Origin of the sequence: Flavobacterium melibiosi (assembly GCF_048158545.1) — a bacterium.
Taxonomy (GTDB): domain Bacteria; phylum Bacteroidota; class Bacteroidia; order Flavobacteriales; family Flavobacteriaceae; genus Flavobacterium; species Flavobacterium melibiosi.
The window spans coordinates 182,517-198,724 of the sequence record NZ_JBLNKU010000004.1 but is presented as its reverse complement, the minus strand read 5'-3'; the positions used below and the strand labels follow the sequence as shown (position 1 = coordinate 198,724).

The following is a 16,208-nucleotide window of genomic DNA, read 5'->3' as shown; positions in this document are numbered from 1 at the left end:
AAAAATTATAACGTTTGAGTAGTAGTCAAATCCACTTCAACTGTATTATATAGTACAGGATCAAAAAACCCAATTCGAAATGAATGAAAATTCAGAAATACAAAAATTACTTCATAAATTTATTTTAAACCAATGCAATTTGGAAGAAAGTAATGAAGTTGTTGACTATTACAGAAAAAACAAACTTACTACTGATTTCCCAACAGTTGAAGACATAAAAATACTAGTAGACGAAATTCCAGAAATGGATGAAGCGACTGCAGATAAAATATTTTCTAAAATATTAATTAGCGCAAAAGAAACGGAATCAACAGCAATTGAAACCAAAAAGTTTCCAATATTCAAATACATTTCTATTGCAGCATCGATTATTGTTTTGTTATCTATTGGATGGTCTTATCAACACGGTTTTTTCAAACAAAAAAATGATGCAATAATAAATAGCAATGAAATCACTTTGCAATTAGCAAACGGTGATGTTCAAATCATTTCAGCCGGCAATAAATCCCAAGTAACCGACTCCGAAGGAAATGTTGTAGCAAACCATAATGGAAATAAAATTGCCTACGATACTGAAACCCCTTTAGAAAAACTAGTTTACAATACCATTAAAATTCCATACGGAAAACGATTCGAATTGGAATTATCTGACGGAACAATTGTACACCTGAACTCAGGAACCACACTTAAATATCCAGTACGATTTATTGCTGGAGAAAACAGACAGGTTTTTCTGGACGGAGAAGCTTTTTTTGATGTGACAAAAGATAAAAAACACCCTTTTATAGTCAATGCAGATAATTTGAACATTCGTGTTTTGGGAACTCATTTTAATGTTTCCAGCTATCCCGAAGATAATTTAACTGATGTAGTTTTAGTAGAAGGTTCTGTAGGTTTATATACTGCAAATGAGAAATTTGACGCCAACAAAAACACCATTCTTAAACCGGGATACAAAGGTAGTTTTAATAGAAAAGACAATCATATTGAAACAAAACCTGTCATTACTGATGTTTATACTTCATGGATGGAAGGACGATTGATATTTAAGAACATGAGCTTTAACGACATAACCAAAAAACTGGAAAGACACTACAATGTTACAATTGTTAACCAAAACAAGAAATTGGCTAATGAGAAATTTTATGCCAGTTTTGGTGATGAACCAATAGAAAAAGTACTGAGTTACTTTAATGATGTTCACGGCATTAATTACACCATAAAAAACAATGAGATACTTATTAAATAACCCTTAAAAACCAATGAAAAATGACGAGTTAACTATTGAAGCATAAAAAAATCGGAAAGAGCTGCGAACAATTTCCGATTGAATAAGTGATTGAACCTAACTGATTAAATACAATCTATTTACAAAATTATGAAAAAAAAACCAAAGAATAGTGGGATACAATTCCCATTGTTCCAAAATAACCTAAAATTGAAACTAACTACTCTCCTTCTTTTGGTGGCCATGTTTAATATTCGAGCTAATACTTATGCACAAAAAACAAAAGTAAGTTTAGAATTAAACAACACAACCGTGGAAACGGTTATCGAAACCATTGAGCAAAAAACAGATTTTCGATTTATTTACAAAATGAATGATATTGATTTAAACCGTATTATTTCTATCCGTGTAAAGGACCAAACAATTGATGTAGTTTTAGAGAAACTATTCAAAGGAACTGGTACTGATTTTAAAGTTCGGGATACTCAAATTATTTTGAAAAAACCTCTTATTGAAAAAACAGATGAGAAATTTTATCTAAAAAAGACCATCAAAGGTAAAGTATCTGATGAAAATGGAATGCCCCTTCCTGGTGCATCCATCATTGAAGAAAAAACAAAAAAAGGAGTTATTACTGATGCTAACGGAAATTTTGAAATAACCGTTGAAGACAGTGATGCCATGCTTCTGATATCATATATAGGATATAAACAAAGAAGAGTTTCTGCAAATCAAGACAATAGCATTATTCAACTTTTCCCAGAAACAACTACTTTACAAGAAGTTGTATTGATAGGTTATGGATCTTCTACCAGAAAAGATGTTACAGGTGCAGTTTCTTCAATCGCTGCAAAAGACATGAATCAAGGTGCGGTTGTCAATCCACTACAATTAATTTCCGGTAAAATGGCCGGGGTAAATATTACCCAAACAGGTAGTGAGCCAGGTACGGCACCAAGTGTAAGAATTCGTGGAATATCTTCTTTAATTGGTGGGAATGATCCGTTAGTAGTTGTGGACGGAGTTCAAGGAAATATGGATTTATTAAACCAGATTCCTCCAAGTGAAATCGCCTCCATGGACATATTAAAAGATGCTTCTGCTACTGCCGTTTATGGTTCCAGAGGTGCTGCAGGTGTCATTATTGTTAGTACCAAGAAAAACAAAGCCGGAAAAACATCTGTGGAATATTCCAGCTCAATGGCTATCGATTATATTCCTAAAAAACTAGACATGCTAAATGCTAATCAATGGTGGCAACAAGCGCAATTAGTTGGAGTTCCTGCTTCGGCTAATCATGGCTCAGATACGGATTGGTATGGTATTCTTACTAAAAGTGGCGCTACGCAAACCCATACGTTATCTTTTGGTGGAGGAACAGATAAATTTAGTTATAGAGCTTCGATAAGTGCTATTTTACAAGATGGAGTTGTTATCAACACCAGTAATCAAAAATATATCGGTAGAATTCAAGCCACTCAATCGGCAATCGATGATAAATTAAAATTGACTTTCAATCTTAACAGTGGTATTACCAATGCAACTAATAGTATTGGAAGCATCGGAAGAGCCGCATTTACATCTAATTTAATTACAAATGCTTATGTAATGCGTCCTACGGATCCTGTTTACAATACTGATGGGAGTTATTTTACAGATCCAAATGTTTTTCAATACCTAAATCCTTATGCTGCAGCACAAACTGTTACTAATCAAGGAAAATATGACAATTTATTTGGAAGCCTTAAAGCCGATTTAGATTTATACAAAGGTTTAACAGCAGGTTGGTTTGGAAGTTGGAGAAAAACGAATAGCACAAATGGATATTATCTTCCTGCCGAATCGACTAATGCGTATGCAATTGACCAAAAAGGATACGCTAACATTAGTAACAACAGCCAAAATGAAAGATTAATGAATATTAGTCTTTCGTATAAAAAAGTATTTGGAGACCACAGCATCAACGCTTTGGCTTTATACGAATGGCAAAACCAAACCTATCAAGGTCATTTTGCACAAGCCAAAGGTTTTATCAATGACATCGCTACTTATAATGCGTTACAATTAGGTGATTTGTCCAAAGTACAACCAGGAGATATTAGTTCTTACAAAAACGACAGAACCTTAGTTTCATTTTTAGGACGTATAAATTACTCGTTTTTAAATCGATATTTATTTACGGCCAGTATCAGAAGAGATGGTTCCTCAGTATTTGGTGTAAATAATAAATGGGGAGATTTCCCGTCTGCTTCGGTAGCATGGCAAATAGACAAAGAGCCTTTTATGGCTAACCAAACTATTTTCAGCGAATTAAAATTACGTGGAGGATATGGTGTTACGGGTAATCAGCAAGGATTATTTCCTCAAAATTCTATTTCGTTAGTAGGTGGATCTGGAGTAACTTATTTTGGAGGTCAACAAATTACCAATTTCAATGTGACTCAAAATGCTAATGCAGATTTACGTTGGGAAACAAAAAAACAAACCAATATCGGAGTAGATTTTGCTCTTTTAAATAACAGAATAAGAGGAACTGTTGATGTTTTTACGGCAACTACTGATAATCTTTTATTTGATTATACTGTTCCACAACCTCCATTTCCTTTCAATACAATAAAAGCAAACGTAGGAAGTCTATTAAATAAAGGACTGGAAGTTGCCTTAGGCTATGATTTGATAAAAACAGAAAACTCAACACTTACACTTGCCGGAAATGTATCTTTATTGAGAAACAAAGTATTAAACTTAAGCGGCAGTATCAACGGAGTTCCGTTAAATACTGATAATGTTTCTTGGGGACCAAGTTCATTTTTGATAGCGGGACAACCTATTGGGACTTTCAACATCTTACATCATACCGGAAAAGACAATGCAAATTCTGAAACTGTACTTGATGTTGACGGAAATGGAATCATCGATCAAGGAAATACAAGCCCGGATCGTTTGATAAAAGGTTCTGCTTTACCAACTTATACGTATGCATTTAACCCCACTTTCCAATATAAAAACTTAGATGCCTCTATGCTATGGAGAGGATCAGGAGGAAACAAAATATACAATGGCTTGCGATCAAGCTTAAGTTATTTAGAAAATATCGGTAAAGCAAATATTCTAGACAGTGCCATTCCATTAGGATTATTCACTTCTAAATATGGTTCTGATTTATGGCTTGAAGATGGTTCTTTTCTACGATTAGAAAATGTAACTGTTGGCTACAATTTTCATTTTGAAAAGATCAAATATATTGAATCTGTTCGCCTTTCTCTTACCGGAAATAATTTACTGTTGATTACACCCTACTCAGGAATTGATCCCGAATTAAATATGAGTGGTAGTAATGGCTTTGGGGGCGATAATGGTATTTATCCCCGTACCCGAAGTTTTGCCTTTGGTTTGAATGTAAAATTTAAATAGTAAAAGAAAAATGAAAATCAAAAATATATTGCTAATAGGAAGCTTAAGTTTCTTATTACTTGTTGGTTGTACCAATGTTGATGAAAAAGTATATGATAAATATACAGCAGACGACTTTTATGGATCTGCGCAAGGAGCTGATGTTGCATTGGCAAGTGTTTATGCCCAAGTTGGCGGGAATTGGGATGGTGTAGGATATGCTGGAGCTGACAGAGGTTGGTATGACTTAAACTGCTTTAGTTCGGATGAACAGGTTATTCCTCATAGAACAACCGGTGACTGGGAATTGGATTTTGCTCGTTTATACAAACACGATTGGTTGCCAACAGATTCTTTTATAAACAACACTTGGAGATGGTTGTACAAATCTATTTTCAATGCCAATTTAGCCGTTAACCAATTAGAAAAATCAAATGCTGAACCTTCAAAAATTGCCGAAGCTAAAGTATTGAGAGCCTTTTTCTACTATTTATTGATAGATGATTTTGGAGATGTTCCTTTCTACACGGATAATAACATAACTGTAGATCAAATTCCACAATCAAGCCGTAAGGAGGTTTATAATTTCATCGTAAAAGAGTTAACCGAAAATGTAGAAACTCTTTCGGCTACCAAAGGTGGAAACTATTACGGAAGATTCAACAAATGGGCAGGGTACACTTTATTGGCTAAAGTATATTTGAATGCCGGAGTATATACTGGTACTCCTGAATGGGAAAAATGTTTGGCCGCTTGTGATAAAGTGAGTGGTGGTGGATTCTCACTTCATTCCGGTGCAGCTAATGCGTCCAGTCCAATGGGAAACAAATATTATGAATTATTTGGCGATGTACTTCCGGATGATGAAACCATATTAGCCATGTTTGTTACTGCAAATGTAGTATCCCGTAATATTTTTACAGTTCGAAGTCTAAACGGACCAGACGCCAAAAACTTGTTTGGCTATAGCGGATGGAATGGTACTATTGTGCCTAAAGATTTCTTTTTGAAATACGATGACAATGATATTCGTAAAAAACAATTCCGTTATGGAGACCAAGGCGGAGGCGTAAATTATTCTATTGATGTAGCGTCATTAGACAATCCTGGTGCTGCACCACAAGCGGGTGTTCGTAATACTAAATTTTATCCTGTTACACCTATGGATGGTGGTGGAGCATCAAATGATTTTCCTATCTATCGTTATGCTGATGTATTATTAATGAAAGCAGAATGTAATGTTAGACTAGGTAATGCCGCTGCTGCAAAACCATTCATAGATCCTGTCAGACAACGTGCCGGACTTGGAATATTAGCTGCAAATCCAACATTAGACGATGTTTATAATGAGAGAGGATTTGAGTTAAATTGGGAAGGACACAGAAGACAAGATATGATTCGTTTTGATAAATTCTTATTAGCAAATGATTTCAGAGGTGTTTCTGCTAATTACAGAAAATTGTTCCCAATACCAACAGCAGCATTGGATGCAAACAAAGGAATAAAACAAAACACAGGTTACTAAACATAGAACTATTATGAAAAAATATATAAACAAGTTATTCGTAATTTGCGCGTTACTTTTCCTTGGTGTATCCTGTGAAAATGACGCCATACTTACCTCTTTAAAAGAAGTCAATTTTTCGGGTCCAATTGAGGCTTCGTCAAATGCTATCGTAATTTCTACAGAAAACGAAAATTTATCTGTGCTAACCCTATCATGGCCTGCGGTAACATTTCCTGTGAATGCACCCGTAACATATGCTTTGGAATTTGATATCCCAGCAGATGCCATTGGAGCTACAGCTTGGTCAAAAGCAGTTCGTGTTGAAGTTGGAGTAGATGTATTAAGCAAAGCTTTTTCAGGAAGTGATCTTAACAAAATGGCTATTAAATTAGGTCTTCCAGTTGATGTTGCAGGAAAAATAGTAGTTCGTGTAGAATCAACTTTGGACAGAAAAATATATTCAAATCCTATAGAATTAAGCGTAACCCCTTTTGCTAAAAAAGTGGTGTTTGGAGCAATCTATATGCCGGGAAGTTACCAAGGATGGGATGTAAATACTGCTGCTGAACTAAAAGCAATTGATAGCGGTATTTATCAGGGATATGTGACTTTTCCAGAAACACAAGGTTTAGGATTTAAATTCACCAATGAAAGAAGCTGGATTCAATATTACGGAGCTGATGCCAATGGAAATATAGTTAATGGTAGTGATCTCGATTTTCAAATTGAAAAAGCGGGTTCGTATCAAATGACTGTAAACCTAAACACTGCAAAATGGACAGCTACTCCTTTTTCTTGGGGTGTTGTTGGGGATGCAACTGACGGAGGTTGGGATAATTCTACCAATATGTCTTATGACCACCAACTAAAAATATGGAAATTTAAAGGAGCTTTAAAAGTTGGAAATGTAAAATTCAGACTTAACAACTCTTGGACAATAAATTATGGTCCAAAAAATAATGAAGAGGGGAAAGTATATCTGGACGACCCGGGTGCTCATTATATAAGTGAAGCCGGTACTTATGAAGTAACGTTTTCTATACAAGAAAAAGATGCAACAACCGGTCTTTATCCTGCCACTGCTATTTATACAGTCACAAAAATCTAATAAACAGAATACTCGTTTAGCATAAAAATGGTTTAGTTAGTAATTTTAAAAAGCATCCCTCTATTTTGAAAAAGGAGGAGGGATGCAACCATTTCTATGTTCATAACGGTTATTATTAAAAATCAAAAAAATGAAATTATATATCAACATCGTTTTTGTACTTATCTTTTCTTCGGTACTGGCTTCATGCAGTTCTTCGGATAATGAGTCAACTCCAGCTCCGGCTTATCCACAATTTGGAACACGGTTTGAAAAAATGCCTAAAAAAGAAGATGCCGTCATTTATCAAGTAAACATTCGTGCTTTTAGTCAGGTAGGAACTCTAAAAGGGGTTCAGGAAAAACTAACTTCTATTCAAGAACTTGGGGTTAATGTTATTTATTTAATGCCTATTTATCCTGTTGGAGTAGTTCAATCAGCAGGTGGATTGGGTTCTCCATATTCTGTTAAAGATTATAAAGTTGTAAATACAGATTTTGGTACTTTGGAAGATCTACGCGTTTTGGTAGAAGAAGCACACAAAAAAAACATGGCAGTTATATTGGACTGGGTTGCTAACCATACTTCATGGGATAACGCCTGGATTACCGCTCACCCGGATTGGTATCAAAAAGATGCTGGTGGAAATATTATTATTCCTCCAGGAACAAATTATAATGATGTCGCTCAGTTAGATTTTACAAATACTGAAATGCGAAGTGCGATGATTGATGCTATGTCCTATTGGGTATACAGCGCAAACATAGATGGTTTTAGATGTGATTATGCTGATTTTGTTCCTCAGAATTTCTGGTCAGAAGCAATCATCGCCTTAAGAAAAATCAAGAAAAATCAAAATATATTAATGCTTGCAGAAGGAACCAAAGTAAATCAATTTACTGCTGGTTTTGATTATACTTTTGGTTTTAACTTCTTCAGTACTTTGGAAAAAGTTTTCAAAGAAAATAAATCTGCTACTACTTTACAAGATTCGAATGCTACCGAATATGCTAATAATTATAATCCTGAAAATAGAATTGTTAGGTATACAACCAATCACGATGTCAACCTTTCTGATGGTACTCCGTTAGAGTTATTTGGTGGAAAAAAAGGTTCTATTGCAGCATTTGTAGTTGCAGCATACATGAATTCAGCACCTATGATCTATAACGGACAAGAAGTAGGATACAATAAAAGAATCGATTATTTTAACCGTACCCCTATTGACTGGAGTACTGCCGATTTAGATATGCTAGCCGAATATAAGAAGATTATTGCTTTTAGAAATTCTAGCAATGCGCTAAAAAAAGGGACTTATAAAGGATATAGTAGTGATGCCGTAAGTGCATTCACTATGGAAACAACTACTGAAAAAGTCTTTGTGCTATCAAACTTAACTTCCTCAACAGTCAATTATACTATTCCTGTTTCATTATCTAAATTGACTTGGAAAGATGGATTTACCGGTGCTGCAATAACAGCAACTACTCAAATAAGTTTATTGCCATTTCAATATAAAGTATTGAAAAACTAATGCTGAAAATTAGTTTTAGGTAACATTCGTTAGCCAAAACACTATTCTGTTTTTATTGCCGTAAAACACAAAGGCACAAAAGATTTAATTCATATCACTTTCTTGTTTTTAAGCAATTTGATAATTTATTTAAATTTTTTAAATGCTTCGAACCTATGTGTCTTTGTGCCTTTGCGTCAATTTATTAAGGATGGACTACAGTTCATTCCTGCAATGCTGTGAAAGTTCCGCAAGAACGATTCATACCTATTCCGCGCATTCAAAAAACGGTTAAAATCTAAATTAAAGCGCCACTATTAAACCAGAATAGCCTCTCTTTATTAATAAAAAAAATGAAAAATATGAACTTTAGACTTAAAAAAATACGTCTTCATACGTTATTTCTATTCATTTGTGCAAGCCCATTATGGATGCTCGCACAAGAAATCAATTCGCCGAATAAGAACCTTGTTCTAAAATTTGAATTGAGAGAAAATGGAGTGCCTTCTTACCAATTAACGTACAAGGGAAAACCGGTTATCAAACCCAGTACTTTAGGAATAGAAACAAAAGATGTAGCATCATTCATTGATGGCTTTTCTATTACAAACACAACCCAAACGGCTGTTGATGTTGATTGGGATCCCGTTATGGGCGAACAAAAAACGATTCGTAATAATTACAACGAACTGGTAGTTACTTTGGCGCAAGCCAAAAACAACAACCGCTACATCCGAATTCGGTTTCGTTTATTCAACGATGGATTGGGTTTTAGATACGAATTTCCAAAACAAAATGATTTGAATTATTTTGTAATCAAAGAAGAGCATACCGAATTTCAATTGGCAGGAGATCATAAAATTTTCTGGATTCCGGGAGATTATGACACGAATGAATATGCGTATACCACATCAAAGATTTCGGAAATTCCTTCCTTGATGAAAAAAGCTACCGTTGAAATCAATTCCCAATTTCCTATCAAAAATTTGGCGGTACAAACGCCATCCATGATGAAATCTTCAGATGGTTTATACATCAATATTCACGAAGCGGCATTGATTAATTATCCAGCCATGTCTTTAAACGTGGATGCAACGACTTTCAAAATGAGCAGCCATCTTACTCCGGATGCTGTCGGGAATAAAGGATACATGCAAACGGATGCTCAAACGCCTTGGAGAACTATTGTGGTAAGTGATAAGGCTACCGATATTTTAGCTTCAAAACTAATCTTAAACCTCAACGAGCCTACAAGTTACAGAGATGTTTCTTGGATAAAACCAGTGAAATACATCGGGATTTGGTGGGAATATTTCGTGGCTGGGAAAAGTACTTGGGCATACGGAAAAGAAAATAATGTAAAACTAAATCAGGATTTTACAAAACTTACGCCAAATGGAAAACACGGAGCGACAACGGAACATGCCAAAGAATACATTGATTTTGCTGCAAAAAATGGTTTTGATGCCATCCTTATCGAAGGTTGGAATGTAGGTTGGGAAGATTGGATTAACAATTGGAAAGAAGAAGTATTTGATTTCACAACTGCTTATCCTGATTTTGATGTAAAAGCAGTACATGAATACGCTGCCGCAAAAGGCGTAAAGATTATCATGCACCACGAAACTTCTGGAGCTGCAACAAACTACGAACGTCGTTTGGACCGTGCTTTTGAGTTTATGAATGCCAATGGATATGATGCTGTAAAAATAGGATATGTAGGGAAGATTATTCCGCGTGGTGAACACCATGACGGACAATGGATGGTTAATCATTACATACACGTGGCGGAGCGCGCTGCCGATTATAAAATCATGATAGACAGCCACGAAGCAGTACGTCCTACGGGATTAAACCGTACCTATCCAAACTGGGTTGCACAAGAATCAGCCCGAGGAACGGAGTTTGAAGCCATGGGAGGATTAGCTCCGGAACACACCACTATTTTACCATTTACCCGCTTGATGGGCGGACCAATGGATTATACACCCGGTATTTTTCAAACTGATCTTACCTATTACAAAACTGGTGGAAACCAACGTGTCAATACTACTTTGACAAAGCAACTAGCCTATTATGTGACGATGTACAGCCCGATGCAAATGGCAGCTGATATTCCGGATAATTACAATCGTTTTCCAGATGCTTTTCAGTTTATAAAAGATGTTGCGGTAGATTGGGACAATAGTTATATCCTAGAAGCTGAGCCGGGAGATTACATCACTATTGCCCGTAAAGCAAAAGGTAAAAACGAATGGTTCGTGGGTGGAATCACTGATGAAAATGCAAGAACAGCAACTATTGCTTTTGATTATCTTCCAAAAGGTAAAAAATACATAGCAACAGTTTATTCGGATGCTAAAGATGCCAGTTGGAACGAAAAACCACAAAATTATACGATTCAAAAAATCATAGTCACTTCAAAAAGTGTTTTGAAACAATCCATCGCTCCCGGTGGAGGTACTGCCATCAGTATCAAAGAAGGGAATGCTCCCGAAATGAAAGGTTTAAAAAAAATCTAATTTGAAGGATAAAACACAAACCATATTACAAATACACCTGTTTTGTAATATGGTTTATTAAACAGAATTACCAAAAAAATAAATACTAATACTAACTTAAAAACCAAAAAACTATGAAAAAGAAATTACTCTTTTTTATTATTTGTCTTTTGACAATTTCTTTTGCAAATGCAAAAAAGCCACCGCTTATTTCGGAAGAAAAACAGAATTCAGCTTTTCTAACGATCAGTATCTTTGGAGATGCAACTCCAGGAAGCTGGACAACAGATACTGATATGACCACTACTGATGGAACGACTTATACTCTTAACGGAGTTGCTTTGATTCCAGGAGCATTGAAATTTAGAGGAAACCACGAATGGACATTACCCTACAATTGGGGAGGCACTGCTTTTCCTTCAGGAACAGCAGTAGTTGATGCTAATCCTATAACTATACCAACTGCTGGTAATTATGACATTACTTTTAATAGCACTACCGGGGTTTATTCGTTTGCCGTTTCACCAGTAAGCTTTCAAGTAATAAGCATTTTTGGTGATGCCACTCCGGGAGCTTGGGTAACTGATACTGACATGACAACTACCGATGGGATAACCTACACGCTGAAAGGAGTTAACTTAGTTTCAGGAGCATTAAAATTTAGAGGGGATCATGCTTGGACTTTACCTTACAATTGGGGAGGAACAAGCTTTCCTTCAGGAACAGCGATAGTTGATGCTAGTCCTATAACTATAGTAACTGCAGGTAGGTATGACATTACTTTTAATAAAACGACTGGTGTTTATAGTTTTTCATTTCAAACCATAAGTATATTCGGAGACGCAACTCCGGGAGCTTGGGTAACCGATACTGACATGACTACCACTGACGGTACTATTTATACCCTTAATGGAGTTTCTCTGATTCCTGGTACTTTAAAATTCAGAGGGGATCACGCTTGGACATTACCTTACAATTGGGGAGGAACAGATTTTCCAGCAGGAACAGCAGTAGTTGATGCTAATCCTATACCTGTACCAACTGCTGGTATTTATAATATTACTTTTAATAAAACGACTGGAGCCTATTCAATTACGATTCCACCAGTAAACTATCAAGTGATAAGTATATTTGGAGACGCTACTCCGGGAGCTTGGGTAACCGATACTGACATGACAACTACTAACGGTACCATTTACACTCTTAATGGAGTTTCCTTAGTACAAGGAGCATTAAAATTTAGAGGGGATCACGCTTGGACATTACCTTACAATTGGGGAGGAACAAGCTTTCCTTCAGGAACAGCAGTAGTTGATGCTAACCCCATAGCTATACCAACTGCTGGTATTTATAATATTACTTTTAATAAAACGACTGGAGCTTATACATTTGCCACCCCGCAAATAGTATATGCTATAGTAGGTTTAATTGGTGATGCGACTCCTGGCGGATGGAATACGGATACTGACATGGCAACTATAGATGGCATTCACTACACAATTAACGGAGTTTCTCTGGTACAAGGTGCATTAAAATTTAGAGGGGATCATGCTTGGACATTACCTTACAACTGGGGAGGAACTGACTTTCCATCAGGAACAGCAGTTGTTGATGGAAATGGTATAACTATACCAAATGCCGGTATTTACAACATCACTTTTAATAAAATAACTGGAGTTTACAGTTTTACATTTCAAACCATAAGTATATTTGGAGATGCTACTCCGGGAGCTTGGGTAACTGATACGGATATGACGACTTCAAATGGTATTATTTATACACTTGACGGAGTTTCTTTAATACCAGGCGCATTAAAATTTAGAGGCGACCACGCTTGGACCTTACCTTACAATTGGGGAGGAACTGACTTCCCATCAGGAACAGCAGTTGTGGATGCTAATCCTATAACTGTTCCAACAGCCGGTGTTTATAACATTATTTTTAATAAAACGACCGCAGAATATAGTATTTTAATCCCTTCCGCACCAAGTAAATTAAACTATCTTAACCCTACTATTTTTGTTACAAATACAGCTATTACAAGCTTAGTTCCTTCAGTAGATGAAGGTTTAGGCAATCTTGTATATACTGTAAATCCTGCATTACCTGGAGGACTTCAATTGGACTCTGCTACTGGTATTATCAGTGGAACGCCAACAAGCATTCAATCTGCAACAGTATACACAGTATCTGCAACCAATAGCTATGGTTTTTCTTCAAAAACAATTAGTATTGAAATACAAGGAATACCAACAGCTTTAGCATATGCTGGAAACCTTAAGTTACCAATAAATATAGTAATGGAAGCGGTAGTACCTACTGTAACTTCAAATCCGGTATCGACTTTTAGCATCAATCCTTCTTTATCCACCGGAATGAGTTTTAACACCACCACTGGAGCAATAAGCGGAAGACCAACTGTAGAGACAACTGCAATCAACTATACTGTTACTGCTACGAATTCAATTGGTACTACAACCAAAAATTTCACAATCGAAGTCTATAATGAAGACCATGATTTTGATGGTGTTTTGGATGTAAATGATAACTGTCCTACAACGTATAATCAAGATCAGGCAGATATTGACCATGATGGTATTGGTGACGCATGTGATTTAGTTGAAATAAATGTAGCCGAAGGATTTTCTCCAAATGGAGATGGTAAAAATGACACTTGGTTTATAAATAATTTAATAAATCATCCTAATTCCTCCGTTCGCGTATTAAACAGCACAGGAGCAGAAGTCTATTTTTCTAAAGATTACCAAAATGATTGGAATGGAGAATATAAAAACACCGGTTCAATTGTAGCTGTAGGTTCTTATTTCTATCAAATTGATTTAGGTAATGATGGTTCTATTGACAAACAAGGTTGGATTTACATAGCTAAATAATTTATAAATAAAAAAGTAACATGAAAAAAACACATTATATATTGGCAGCCGCACTACTCTTAATTGGCAGTTCAGTTTTTGCCCAACAAGAAGGCTCATTCGCTTTTTACAAATACCACATGAATGTTATCAATCCCGCTTATGCAGGTGTTGATGAGCAAACTGTAATTACAAGTTCCCTTAGAAATCAGTGGAGCGGAATTGCAAATGCACCAAAAACTCAGGCAGTTTCTTTTGGAATGCCAATAGCAAATAATCTTGGGTTTGGTATCGCTGTGGTCAATTCTTCTACTTTTATAGAAAAGCAAACGGCTGTAGATATTAATTTATCTTATAAAGTAAAAATGACTCAAAGCACCGATTTGTATTTGGGTATCAACGCAGGTGGTACTAATTTTAATCTAAATACAGCTGGATTAGAACTGTATTCCGTTGAAGCAGACCCTGCTTTTGGTTCCATACACACCTTTAATTCCAACTTTGGTGCGGGTGCCTTATTAAAAAGCGAAAAATTCTATGTATCGCTTTCGGTTCCAAAATTATTAAATATCCAAAACGCAAAAAATGATAATGGATATGCAACAGTAGAAACCAACAAACCAAGAGTTTATCTAAGCGGTGGTTATGATTTTAATCTTAATCCAGCAGGTACATTAGTATTAAAACCTTCTTTGTTGGCTAGATATGTTACTGCTGCTCCATTCTCTGTTGATTTCAGCACCATGTTGCAAATACAGAATAATTTTGAAGTTGGTGCATTGTATCGAACAGATAAAGCCTATGCTGCAATGGCCAATTTTATTCTTAACAAGAAATTCATCATTGGATATGCTTATGAAATGAGTACTATATCAACGATGGCCAGTGCTAAAAATACAAATGAGATTTTATTACAATATAAGTTTTAATTATAATTTGAGTTTTGTTTTAAACACCTCTCGCGAGGTGTTTTTTTATGTTAACACGAATCATCTTGACGTTACCAAAAAAGTGATTATAAAATAATGATATAAAAACAATGACTTTAAAACTTAAAAGGGTGTATGAATTGATTTCATACACCCTTTTTTATTATCAATTAAAAAGTAAAGACACAATTATACCATTTATAAATTCAAAATGGTCCAACTTAAATGAACTTACATCTCTTATAAGATTTAAAAAATCACTTGAACGTTTAAACTTATAATTTAGGTATTACAAATTCGTCCCTCCCGAAACTTCTATGCGTTGTCCATTCACCCATTTAGCATCGTCTGTACACAAAAAGGCCACTACGCCTCCAATATCATCGGGCAAACCTACTCTTCCTAAAGCCGTTAACGAAGCAATCAATTGATTTAATTGTTCGTTATCACGAACTGCACCTCCACCAAAATCAGTTTCTATAGCACCCGGAGCCACTATATTGACTCTAATTTTTCTTTCTCCCAATTCCTTTGCCTGATATTTAGTCAATGTCTCCATCGCTCCTTTCATACTCGCATAGGTTGAATATCCCGGAAATGAAAAACGGGTCAATCCTGACGAAATATTTACAATTCCACCACCGTCATTCAGTACCTCCAAAGCTTTTTGAGTCAGAAAAAAGGGTCCTTTGAATTGAATATTAACCATATCATCAAATTGAGCTGTGGTAGTTGTCAAAAAACTTTCGTGAAGACCAACACCCGCATTGTTGATTAAAAAATCGATTTTATCGGCACCGAAAGTACTTTTTAAAATACTAGCTATATTTTGAAAAAACAAATCAAAACTACTCACATCGGCAACATTCAATTGAATGGCTGCTGCTTTTTGCCCCAGTTTTTCGATTTCGGTAACAACATCATCAGCTTCGGCTTTTTTACTGTTGTAGGTTAGCACTACATCAAGTCCTTTTTTGGCAAGATTCAAAGCCATGTCTTTTCCTAACCCACGGCTTCCGCCGGTTACTAATGCTATTTTATTTCTCTTTGATTCCATCTTAAATAGTTGTTTTAAATTAATACTACAAAATTAGTGTAGAAGTAACGCTAGCGAATTGTAAATATCAATCCAGAGTTTGCGAAATTCAAATCATTATTTTTAAACCATATAAGAGAT

9 protein-coding genes are annotated in these 16,208 nt (G+C 35.6%); 8 read left to right on the top strand and 1 reads right to left on the bottom strand.

Annotated elements, in window-relative coordinates:
• The first annotated feature begins 79 nt into the window (after positions 1-79).
• From ACM55F_RS06605 to ACM55F_RS06570, 8 genes are all read left to right on the top strand, one after another.
• Entirely contained in the window at positions 80-1,249 is a 1,170-nt protein-coding gene (locus tag ACM55F_RS06605; RefSeq protein WP_416852996.1) for a FecR family protein, read from the top strand.
• 129 nt (positions 1,250-1,378) lie between these two features.
• Positions 1,379-4,642 carry a TonB-dependent receptor gene (locus ACM55F_RS06600; RefSeq protein WP_416852994.1) on the top strand — a complete coding sequence of 1,088 codons (3,264 nt, stop codon included), beginning with the start codon at positions 1,379-1,381 and terminating at the stop codon, positions 4,640-4,642.
• Positions 4,643-4,652: 10 nt separating this feature from the next.
• Positions 4,653-6,146, top strand: coding sequence for a RagB/SusD family nutrient uptake outer membrane protein (locus ACM55F_RS06595; protein WP_416852993.1), 1,494 nt, complete (start codon positions 4,653-4,655; stop codon positions 6,144-6,146).
• 13 nt (positions 6,147-6,159) lie between these two features.
• On the top strand, positions 6,160-7,236 hold the full coding sequence (locus ACM55F_RS06590) for a SusE domain-containing protein (protein ID WP_416852991.1): 1,077 nt from the start codon (positions 6,160-6,162) through the stop codon (positions 7,234-7,236).
• Between the two features lie 130 nt (positions 7,237-7,366).
• Positions 7,367-8,749, top strand: a complete 1,383-nt coding sequence (locus tag ACM55F_RS06585) for an alpha-amylase family glycosyl hydrolase (protein WP_416852989.1) — start codon at positions 7,367-7,369, stop codon at positions 8,747-8,749.
• 341 nt (positions 8,750-9,090) lie between these two features.
• Positions 9,091-11,250, top strand: coding sequence for a glycoside hydrolase family 97 protein (locus ACM55F_RS06580; protein WP_416852988.1), 2,160 nt, complete (start codon positions 9,091-9,093; stop codon positions 11,248-11,250).
• Positions 11,251-11,363: 113 nt separating this feature from the next.
• The gene (locus tag ACM55F_RS06575; protein ID WP_416852987.1) at positions 11,364-14,123 is read left to right on the top strand and encodes a T9SS type B sorting domain-containing protein; all 2,760 of its coding nucleotides are present in this window, start codon (positions 11,364-11,366) and stop codon (positions 14,121-14,123) included.
• A 20-nt stretch (positions 14,124-14,143) separates the two neighbouring features.
• On the top strand, positions 14,144-15,031 hold the full coding sequence (locus tag ACM55F_RS06570; RefSeq protein WP_416852986.1) for a PorP/SprF family type IX secretion system membrane protein: 888 nt from the start codon (positions 14,144-14,146) through the stop codon (positions 15,029-15,031).
• 289 nt (positions 15,032-15,320) lie between these two features.
• Here ACM55F_RS06570 and ACM55F_RS06565 read toward each other — a convergent pair whose 3' ends face one another.
• The gene (locus ACM55F_RS06565) at positions 15,321-16,088 is read right to left on the bottom strand and encodes an SDR family NAD(P)-dependent oxidoreductase (protein WP_416852985.1); all 768 of its coding nucleotides are present in this window, start codon (positions 16,086-16,088) and stop codon (positions 15,321-15,323) included.
• Positions 16,089-16,208 lie beyond the last annotated feature (120 nt).

What these genes read in the sequence shown, in the direction of transcription:
- ACM55F_RS06605 (WP_416852996.1), top strand. Translation starts at nt 80, where the DNA reads ATGAATGAAAATTCAGAAATACAAAAATTACTTCATAAATTTATTTTA.
- ACM55F_RS06600 (WP_416852994.1), top strand. Translation starts at nt 1,379, where the DNA reads ATGAAAAAAAAACCAAAGAATAGTGGGATACAATTCCCATTGTTCCAA.
- ACM55F_RS06595 (WP_416852993.1), top strand. Translation starts at nt 4,653, where the DNA reads ATGAAAATCAAAAATATATTGCTAATAGGAAGCTTAAGTTTCTTATTA.
- ACM55F_RS06590 (WP_416852991.1), top strand. Translation starts at nt 6,160, where the DNA reads ATGAAAAAATATATAAACAAGTTATTCGTAATTTGCGCGTTACTTTTC.
- ACM55F_RS06585 (WP_416852989.1), top strand. Translation starts at nt 7,367, where the DNA reads ATGAAATTATATATCAACATCGTTTTTGTACTTATCTTTTCTTCGGTA.
- ACM55F_RS06580 (WP_416852988.1), top strand. Translation starts at nt 9,091, where the DNA reads ATGAACTTTAGACTTAAAAAAATACGTCTTCATACGTTATTTCTATTC.
- ACM55F_RS06575 (WP_416852987.1), top strand. Translation starts at nt 11,364, where the DNA reads ATGAAAAAGAAATTACTCTTTTTTATTATTTGTCTTTTGACAATTTCT.
- ACM55F_RS06570 (WP_416852986.1), top strand. Translation starts at nt 14,144, where the DNA reads ATGAAAAAAACACATTATATATTGGCAGCCGCACTACTCTTAATTGGC.
- ACM55F_RS06565 (WP_416852985.1), bottom strand. Translation starts at nt 16,088, where the DNA reads ATGGAATCAAAGAGAAATAAAATAGCATTAGTAACCGGCGGAAGCCGT.